The organism is uncultured Tenacibaculum sp. (assembly GCF_947498805.1).
Lineage (GTDB): Bacteria > Bacteroidota > Bacteroidia > Flavobacteriales > Flavobacteriaceae > Polaribacter.
On record NZ_CANMLT010000004.1, the window covers coordinates 180,139 to 190,462 of the forward strand.

The 10,324-nt window shown below is 32.6% G+C and carries 6 protein-coding genes; all 6 read left to right on the forward strand.

What is annotated here, in order from left to right; translation table 11 throughout:
• The first annotated feature begins 27 nt into the window (after positions 1-27).
• The 6 genes from ruvA to Q0873_RS09235 all read left to right on the forward strand — a co-directional run bounded on the left by ruvA (position 28) and on the right by Q0873_RS09235 (position 10,220).
• Positions 28-609: a Holliday junction branch migration protein RuvA gene (gene ruvA / locus Q0873_RS09210; protein WP_299106370.1), complete on the forward strand. Its 582-nt coding sequence runs from the start codon at positions 28-30 to the stop codon at positions 607-609.
• A 6-nt stretch (positions 610-615) separates the two neighbouring features.
• Positions 616-7,821 carry a cell surface protein SprA gene (gene sprA / locus Q0873_RS09215; RefSeq protein ID WP_299106372.1) on the forward strand — a complete coding sequence of 2,402 codons (7,206 nt, stop codon included), beginning with the start codon at positions 616-618 and terminating at the stop codon, positions 7,819-7,821.
• Positions 7,822-7,850: 29 nt separating this feature from the next.
• A complete protein-coding gene (gene gcvH, locus Q0873_RS09220; RefSeq protein WP_299106374.1) occupies positions 7,851-8,231 on the forward strand; it encodes a glycine cleavage system protein GcvH in 381 nt (126 codons plus the stop codon).
• Positions 8,197-8,568: a VanZ family protein gene (locus Q0873_RS09225; RefSeq protein ID WP_299106376.1), complete on the forward strand. Its 372-nt coding sequence runs from the start codon at positions 8,197-8,199 to the stop codon at positions 8,566-8,568. The genes gcvH and Q0873_RS09225 overlap by 35 nt, the downstream gene beginning before the upstream one ends.
• A gap of 72 nt (positions 8,569-8,640) precedes the next feature.
• Positions 8,641-9,363, forward strand: coding sequence for an energy transducer TonB (locus Q0873_RS09230; protein ID WP_299106378.1), 723 nt, complete (start codon positions 8,641-8,643; stop codon positions 9,361-9,363).
• Positions 9,364-9,464: 101 nt separating this feature from the next.
• Complete coding sequence (locus Q0873_RS09235; RefSeq protein ID WP_299106379.1) at positions 9,465-10,220, forward strand: energy transducer TonB; 756 nt, start codon at positions 9,465-9,467, stop codon at positions 10,218-10,220.
• The last annotated feature ends 104 nt before the right edge of the window (positions 10,221-10,324 follow it).

Here is a 10,324-nt window from a genome sequence, read left to right on the forward strand (position 1 = left end):
CTTTAGACAACTCGAATTAAAAAGCGAATGATAACACAAATTAGGGGGAGACTTGTTGAAAAAAATCCTACAGATGTTGTAGTAGATTGTAACGGTGTGGGATACTTATTACATATTTCTCTGAACACATATTCTGCATTACCAAGTGAAGAAAATGTTGTGCTATATACACACTTATCAATTCGAGAAGATGCACATACGCTTTATGGTTTTATAAGTAAAGTGGAACGAGAGGTTTTTAAATTGTTAATCTCAGTTTCAGGAGTAGGACCAAGTACGGCCAGAACTATGTTGTCATCAATGACAACAGAAGACATTCAACAAGCAATAGCTTCAGAAAACGTAAAATTAATTCAATCGGTGAAGGGGATTGGAGCAAAAACTGCTCAAAGAGTTATTGTTGATTTAAAAGATAAAGTATTAAAAACTTTTGATTTAGAGGAGGTTTCAGTAGTTCAAGACAATACAAATAAAGAAGAAGCGTTATCTGCATTAGAGGTTTTAGGGTTTGCGCGTAAGCAGGCCGATAAAGTAGTTACGAATATATTAAAAGAGTCACCAAGTGCAACGGTTGAGCACTTGATAAAAATGGCTCTTAAAAACTTATAATTAAGGTTGGAAAAGACATTTCTTAATAAATTACTAACAGCACTTACTATCTTAGTAAGTGTTGTTTCGTTTTCACAAAGCACCCCGAAAGATAGTACACAAATTGTAAAAAAGGATTCGATTCCGCTTCAATATAACTTTAACTTTAATCAAAGCGGAAGCTTATTTTTAAATAACCCTTCTCAGATACACATTACTTATGATAAGTCTATAAATAAGTTTGTTTTAGTAGAGAAAATTGGAGACTACTACATAGGAACTCCGGTTTTTATGTCTCCAGCAGAATATGATAAATTCCGTTTAAAAAGCGATGTAAAATCCTATTTTAAGGAGAAAGTAAATGCATCAAGTGGTAGGAATAAAGGGAATAACAAAGCAAGAAAAAATTTACTTCCTAAGTATTATGTAAACTCAAAGTTTTTTGAATCTGTTTTTGGAGGAAATACGGTAGAAGTAATCCCTTCTGGACAAATTAATATTAAACTAGGAGCGATTTATCAAAAAAATGAAAACCCTCAAATATCTATAGAAAACCAAAGTAGTTTTACGTTCGATTTTGATCAACAAATAAGTGCCAGCTTACAAGCAAAAGTAGGAAAGCGTTTAACTGTTACTGCAAACTATGATACACAATCTACTTTTGATTTTCAAAATGTAATTAAATTAGAGTATACACCAACTGAAGACGATATTATTAGAAATATTGAAGCGGGTAATATAAGTATGCCTATAAAAAACTCCTTAATTAATGGAGCGCAAGCTTTATTTGGGGTAAAAACAGAATTACAATTCGGGAAAACCTATGTTACTGCAGCTTTTTCTCAACAAAACTCTCAATCTAAAACAGTAGTTGCCCAAGGAGGAGCTACTATAGAGCCTTTTGAGTTGAGAGCATCAGATTATGATAATGATCGACACTTCTTTTTATCTCAGTACTTTAGAGATTCTTATAAAGGAGCCTTAAAGAATTATCCGTTAATAAATAGCCCGGTTAATATTACAAGAGTAGAAGTTTGGGTAACTAATCAAACACAAAATGTAACTGATTATCGTAGTATTGTTGCTTTAGCCGATTTAGGAGAATCTGAAGATGTTAATGAGGTAAACCCAACGGAAGTTATTACTACTCCGGGAGCTATTAGCGCGAATGGAAGAACATTACCCTATAATGACGTAAATAATTTAGGAACTTTATTATCAGCAACCTCTGGAGGGATTCGTGATGTAGCTACTATTGATAATGCCATAAATGGATTAGGGATTCCTGCAAGACAAGGATTTAACTATTCGTATTTACAAAACGCAAGAAGATTACAACCAAACGAATTTAGATTACATCCACAATTAGGATATATTTCTTTAAACAGAAGGTTAAATGATGGTGAAGTATTAGCAGTTGCTTATGAATATACTGTTGTTGGTGCAAGAGATAGTGGAGGAGCTAGTAATGAAACAGTGTTCAAGGTAGGGGAGTTTTCTAATGATGGAGTAGTAGCGCCAGATAATATTGCTGTTAAATTATTACGAAGTGAAATTTTAAATACAGTAAGACCAAATACAGCTACGGCAACAACTTTAGGGGAGTCATTTCCAACATGGAGATTAATGATGAAAAACGTATATGCTATTGGAGCATTTCCGTTACAAAGAGAAGGATTCCGTTTTGAGTTATTGTATAGAAATGATCAAACAGGGACACTTCAAAATACCTTACAAAGTGCAGAGACTCCTAATGTAGCAAACGTACCATTATTAAGATTAGCTAGTTTAGATAGGTTAGACCAAAGTCAATATGCAATACCGAATGGAGATGGTTTCTTTGATTATGTGGAAGGTGTTACCGTTAATTCAGAAAGAGGATATGTTATTTTCCCTGAACCAGAGCCTTTTGGTGATGATTTAAAAGATGTTTTAACCAATGCGAATGATCAAAATAACTTTGTCTTTGAAGAACTTTACTTAACTACTAAAATCCAAGCTAAGAATGAATATCAAAATAAAGATAAGTTCTTCTTAAAAGGATATTTTAAATCAGAAACTAGTAGAGGTATATCATTAGGAGCATTTAATGTGCCAAGGGGATCAGTTAGAGTAACAGCAGGTGGAAGACAATTGGTAGAAGGTGTAGATTATGTGGTAGATTATCAATTAGGACGTGTACAAATCTTAGATCCAGGACTTGAAGCATCAGGAGTTCCAATTAATGCTTCTGTAGAAAACAATACTTTTTTCAATCAACAGCGTAAAACATTTATAGGAATAGATGTAGAACATCGTTTTTCGGAAAAGTTCACTTTAGGAGGTACATTTTTAAATGTAACAGAAAGACCAATTACTCCAAAAGTTAATTTAGGAGGAGAGCCTATTGATAATATAATGTTTGGTTTAAACTTAGATTATTCATCGGAAGCTCCATATTTAACCAAATTAGCAAATAAATTACCATTTGTAGAGACGGATGCACCTTCAAATGTTTCTGTAAGAGCTGATTTTGCGTATTTACTACCAGGATCTCCAAGTGGAATTAATGTAGACGGGACAGCAACTTCATATTTAGATGATTTTGAAGCATCTCAAATACCAATTACATTAACATCTCCGCAACAATGGTTTTTAGCGAGTACACCTGAATCGCAAGGATTGAATGGAGGTTTAGATGACTTAACATACAATTATAAAAGAGCAAAATTAGCATGGTATAATGTTGATCAATTATTCTATGGTAGTACAAATAGACCTGGGAATATAGACGAGAATGAATTGTCTAGGAATGAGGTTCGTCAAATTAGCTATAATGAATTATATCCAAATACAGATTTAGATATAACCCAACAAAACTTAGTTAGAACATTAGATTTAGCATTCTATCCATCAGAAAGAGGGCCTTATAATTATAACCCAGATGTTCAGGAAATTAATGTAGCTGAGAATAAAGTAATCTTAAGAACTCCTGAAGAAAACTGGGGAGGTATTATGAGACCATTAACAACGAATAATTTTGAACAAGCAAATGTTGAGTATATTCAGTTTTGGTTAATGGATCCATATGAAGGATATTCTATTTCACAAGAAGAAGGGCTTCCTGCTGGTTTAGACCCTAATGATGTTTCAAATCATGGAAAATTGGTATTCAATTTAGGAAATATTTCTGAAGATATTTTACGTGATGGAAGGAAACAATATGAAAATGGATTACCGACAACAAATAACCCTTCGCAAACGTCAAATACAGTTTGGGGTAAGGTGCCAACAAATCCTTCTATACTATATGCTTTTGGTAGTGATGCTGCCGATAGAGAACAACAAGATATTGGTCTTGATGGATTAAATGATACAGATGAAGGAGTTCAATTCCCTGGATACGCAGCACTTCCGGATCCTTCTGGAGATAACTTCCAGTTCTTTAGAGGAGGAGCAATTGAAACCTTAGATCCATCTATTTTAACACGTTATAAAAACTATAATGGTACTGAAGGAAATTCGCCAACGCCAGGACAATCAAACGAAGCTTTCCCAACATCATCAAATACCTATCCAGATGTAGAAGATATTAATAAGGATCAAACGATGAACCCAGTTAATAGTTATTTTGAGTATGAAATATCTCTTAATAAAAATGAACTTGCTAATGGAAATGGGTTTATAGTAGATTCAAAAAATGAGTCTATAACCTTATCAAACGGAGAAACAAGAGCAACTACATGGTATCAGTTTAGAATACCTGTTAGAAGCGGAACTCCTGTTGGAGGAATTACTGATTTTAACAGTATCCGTTTTATGAGAATGTTTGTAACTGGGTTTAGAATTCCAGTAGTGTTACGTTTTGGAGAATTGGAATTAGTAAGAGGAGATTGGAGACGTTATACGAAAACATTACCAGATACAGGTACACCGCAAAATTTATCATTAGATCAATTGAATAACTTCGAAGTAGGAGTTGTAAGTATTGAACAGAATGATGATGTGTATCAATTACCTCCAGGTATTCAGAGAGAACGATTACAAGGAACAAATAGAATTCAGCGTCAAAATGAACAATCGGTAACATTAAAAGTTACAGATTTACCAACAGATTCTTTGCGTACGATATTTAAAAATATAAGTATTGATATGCGTAGATATAAGAGGTTGAGAATGTTTATGCATGCCGAAAATAAGCAAGGAGGAATATCTACGGCTACACAAGATAATGATATTGTTGCGATTATTCGTTTAGGTACAGATTTAAATGATAATTACTATCAGATAGAAAAACCATTGAAATTATCAACGTCAAATGTTACTCCATTAGATGTTTGGCCAGCAGAAAATAATTTAGACATTCCTTTAGAGGCACTGTCGAGTTTGAAAATAGAAAGGCCAGATGGAGGTTTTAATATTCCATTTACTCAAGAGATTGCTGATCCTTCGGTAGAAGGAGGAATGTTAAAAGTTACCGTAAAAGGTAATCCAACACTGGCTCAAGTTAGAACAGTAATGCTTGGGATAAACAATACTGCGCCAGATAGAAAATCGGCAGAAGTATGGTTCAATGAATTACGTGCGGTAGGTTTTGATAACAAAGGTGGTTGGGCTGCAGTAATAAATGCCGATGCAAACATGGCTGATGTACTTGATGTTTCGTTAGCAGGAAGAATGTCTACTATCGGATTTGGAAATGTAGATGATCGAGTGCAACAAAGAAGTATTGAAGAAGTAAAACAATATAGTGTTGCTACTAATGTTCAACTAGGTAAAATGATGCCTAAAAAATGGAACATGCAGGTGCCAATGAGCTATAGTTATGGAGAGGAATTTAGAGATCCACAATACGATCCACAATTTCAAGATGTAACATTAGAGCAAGCTAGAAATTCAAATTCAGCACAAGCAAAAAGAAACTTAGAAAACGCGCAAGACTATACGCGTAGAAAAAGTATAAGCTTTATCAATGTTAAGAAGAACAGGAATCCTGAAAGTAAGAAAAAGCCTAAGTTTTATGATGTAGAGAATTTTTCACTTTCGTACTCATATAATGAAGAATTTCATAAAGATTATAACATAGAGAACTTTACGAATCAAAATGTAATGGCGGGAGCGAGTTATAATTTTACGTTTTTACCATGGAGTTTAGAGCCGTTTAAAAAATCATCATTATTTAAAAGTAAATATTTACAGTTTATAAGAGATATTAACTTTAACCCAGTACCTAAAACATTAGCTTTAAATTCAAGAATTAATAGAAACTATGTTTCTGAACGATCAAGAAACTTGTTTGAAGGATTGCCACAGCAACCAGACTTAATTCAGAGAAGATTTATGTTTAACTGGGATTACACTATTGGTTTCGATTTAACAAAATCGTTGCAGTTAAACTTTAATGCAACCAATAACTTTATATACGACAGTTTTGGAGCCCAAGAAAACTTAGAAATTTATGATCAGTTTTTTAATATTGGTAGACCAGACAAGTATCATCAGAAGTTAAATGCAACATATAAGTTACCATTAAACAAATTTCCTTACTTAAGTTTTTTAAGTGCTGATTATGCATATACTGCTGATTTTGATTGGCAAGCAGGATCACAAAGTATTATTCCAATTGATAATCCAGTTCCTGGAGGACCAACTACATTAAAATTTCAAGATGTAGTAGGAAATATGATTCAGAATGCTAATACACATAGCATCAATACCAACATTGATTTTGGAAGGTTTTATAAAACACTAAGGTTGGATAAGTTATTGTTAAAAGGAACCAGAAAAGCACCTACAAAAAAAGGAACGGTAGCTTTAGGTTCAAAACAACCTCAGAAAAAAGCAAAGCTTAAGAAGAATGCTAATTTCGGACATAAAGTAATGAAAGGGTTTTATGACGTGTTAACTTCAGTAAAAAGAGCAAAAATTAGTTATACAGAAAATAACGGTACTTTATTACAAGGATATAGACCTTCAGTAGGATTTTTAGGTAGAGATAGTCATGGAGGAGGATTGGCTCCTACGCTAGGGTTTGTATTTGGAAGTCAGACAGAAATTTTAAATACGGCTATAGAAAACGGATGGTTAGTTACACGTAATGCAGATGAAGATTATTATAGCAAGAATTTCGGTAAAACGGGAGCTCAAAAATTAGATTACAATATCTCTGTAAAACCGTTTAAAACATTAACGATTGACTTTAGAGGAAATAGAATTAAAACTAGTAATATTACTCAACAGTTAGATATTATTCCTAATGGAAGTGGTGGTTTTCATCAAGATCCTAATATTAGACCTTATGAAACAGGTAACTTTAGTATGAGTTATTCTATGTTGGGTACTATGTTTACAGATAATGAAACATTGTTCCAGAACTTCTTAGATTATAGAAGTACTATCGCAAATAGGTTAGCTAATGAAACAGGGTTCAATCAATCTGGATTTACTGAAAAAGGACAACAAGTAATGTTACCAGCGTTTATGGCTGCATACTCAGGAAGTAGTCCTAACTCTGTTGATACTGGAATTTTTAGAAATATTCCGATTCCAAACTGGACCTTACGTTTTAATGGATTGATGAAATATAAGTGGTTTAAAAAGAATTTCTCTTCATTTACACTTTCGCATGGATACAAATCTTCTTATACTATTGGTAACTTTACCAACAACTTACAGTATGAAGGAGTTGACTCGGATATGCCGGTATCTGTAGGAAATCCACCAATTACAAATAGTTCTGGTAATTATCAACCACAATTACTAATTTCGTCGGCAACTTTAATCGATGAGTTTTCTCCATTAATTAAAGTTGATTTTAGAATGAAAAATTCATTCTCTTTTAAAGGAGAAATCCGAAGAGATAGAAGTTTAACCTTAAACTTTAACAATAACACTTTAACAGATATCAAAGGAACTGAATATGTTATTGGTTTCGGTTATAAAATTAGAGATGTTAAATTTGTAACGCACTTTACTGGAAAGAAAGAAACGTTGAAAGGAGACATTAATATAAGGGCAGATATTTCTCTAAGAGATAATTTAACATTGATAAGAAGTATTGACGAGAATAACAACCAAATTACAGGAGGAGAGCGATTATTTGGATTGAAATTTTTAGCAGATTATAATTTGAGTAGTAATTTAACGGCATCGTTGTATTATAATCATCAAACTTTTAATTATGCGATTTCAACAACATTCCCAAGGCAATCAATCAATGCTGGAATTAACTTGGTATACAACTTAGGAAACTAAATTTTAAAATTATATAAAGAAAATTACAAATGAATATTCCATCAGAATTAAAGTACACAAAAGACCACGAGTGGGTTAAGATTGAAGGAGATGTAGCTACAATCGGTATTACTGATTTTGCACAAGGAGAATTAGGAGATATTGTTTATGTAGATGTAGACACTCTTGATGAAACTGTAGAAATTGAAGAAGTATTTGGTTCAGTAGAAGCAGTTAAGACTGTTTCAGACTTATTTATGCCATTAACTGGAGAAGTAATTGAATTTAATGAAACTTTAGAAGACGAGCCAGAATTGGTTAATTCTGATCCTTATGGAGCAGGATGGATGATTAAAGTAAAATTATCAGATGCATCTCAAGTAGAAGACTTATTAAGTGCAGAAGGATATCAAGAAATTATTCAAGGATAATAGTATTATAATAGCAATAGGAGTTACGATTTCTATTGCTATTTTAAGTTTAGCAAAACTTGGTAAGTATCCCTTACCTATAAGTTTTTCCAATATAGATAAGATAGAGCACGCAATTGCCTATTTTTTTTTAACGTTATTTTGGTTATTGGCTTTGAAAAATAAAGTATCAATAGCTATAATTGTGCTCTGTTGCTTTGCCTATGGTATAATTATTGAGGTATTACAGGGAGTATTAACGACTTATAGATTTGCTGAATATTACGATATTTTAGCAAATACGATAGGAATTTTAATAGCATTTATTTTTTTTCGGGTTTTTATTGTTAAAAAGTAAGCTATTTAAAGGATAAGGCTTGTAAAAGTTGAAATAAATTATTTAAATTAGCAACCTATAAAAACATTTAGGATGGAAATTAAAAAAAATCCAAAATCAAATCTTGAAAATTATAGCAAGTTGTTTATGCAACTAGGTTTGGTTTTAGCTTTATTTGTTACGTATGTAGCAATTGAAAACAAAACATACGATAAAGAGTATGGAGACTTAGGAGTTGCTGATATGGCTTCTGATGTAGATGAAGAAACTATTGAGCTTCAAATTGAGCCTCCAAAGCCACAACCTAAAACTCCACCACCACCAACACCTGAGAAGATTGAAGTGGTAGAGGACGAAAAAGAGATTGAAGAAACAGTACTTGAATCTACTGAAACAGATGAATCTGAAGCTGTAGAAGTAGAAGAGATTGTTGAGGTGGAGGAAGAAGAAGAACTTGTAGAGGATGTACCTTTTGCAATTATCGAAGAAGTTCCGGTATTTCCTGGATGTTCTGGTACGAAAGCACAAAAGAAAGCTTGTTTAAATAAGAAGATGCAAAAGCACGTTCAACGTTATTTTGACTCTGAGTTAGCAAATGAGTTAGGATTAGCTCCTGGTAAGAAAAGAATTTACGTGCAGTTTAAGATCGATAAAGATGGATCTATTATTGACGTAAGAGCAAGAGCTCCGCATCCAAGATTAAAGAAAGAAGCTATGCGTGTAGCTAAAAAGATTCCAAAAATGAAGCCTGGTAGACAAAGAGGTCGAGCAGTAAGAGTTGGTTATACGTTACCAATTACTTTTAACGTAGAATAAACTTAGCTACTTAAGATATTAAGAAGACAACCAAAATGGTTGTCTTTTTTTATGGCATATTTTTTGATTTTAAGAAAATATTAACATTAAAATTTAAAACTATGAAAATGCCAAAAAAGTATCCAAAAAAGCAATTAGAAAAATTCTCTACGGTATTTATGCAACTAGGACTAGTATTGGTTCTATTTACTGTTTATCTTGTTTTAGAACATGAAAGTCCTGTTAACAAAGATGTGATAGCAGTAAACGATGGTGTGCTTATTGAAATGCCCTATGAATTTGATAGACCAGTAATATTGGTTAAAAAGGAGGAAAAGAAAAAGAATACACCTGTAAAAAAAGAAAAGCCAGTAAAGGATCTTACTAAGATTGAAAAAGTAAAGGATGATTTTGTAAAAACCGTTGTTGATTTACCAACACAAGATAATACTCATGTGGTAGATGTAAACTCAATAAATGAGGCTCGTGAAGATGATATTATCGATGATGAAGATCCTAAACCAATGTCAATTGGAAATGTGCAAAATGTACCTGTTTTTAGAGGATGTGAGGGATTAAATGAGAAAGAAACTAGAATATGTTTCGAAAGTAAAATTCAAAAGCATGTAAGACGTTATTTTAATTCTGGTATTGCACAGGATGCAGGACTAAGATCTGGAAAATACAAAATATATACGCAGTTTGTTATTGATAAAAAAGGAAATGTTTCTGAAGTGAAAATTAGAGCTCCACATAAGAGATTGGAAAAGGAGGTGAATAGAGTAATTGGAAAGATTCCTCAATTTACACCAGGAAAACAAAATAACAATCCGGTAAAAGTTAAATATACACTACCCATTGCTTTTAAGGTAGAGTAAACATGATAGTTGTGTATTGATTGTTAAGTGAATATTTAACATAGATTAAAAAAAAGTTATTTTTTCGACGAAAGCTTTTGGTTAAAAGAAAAACTTAATTATAT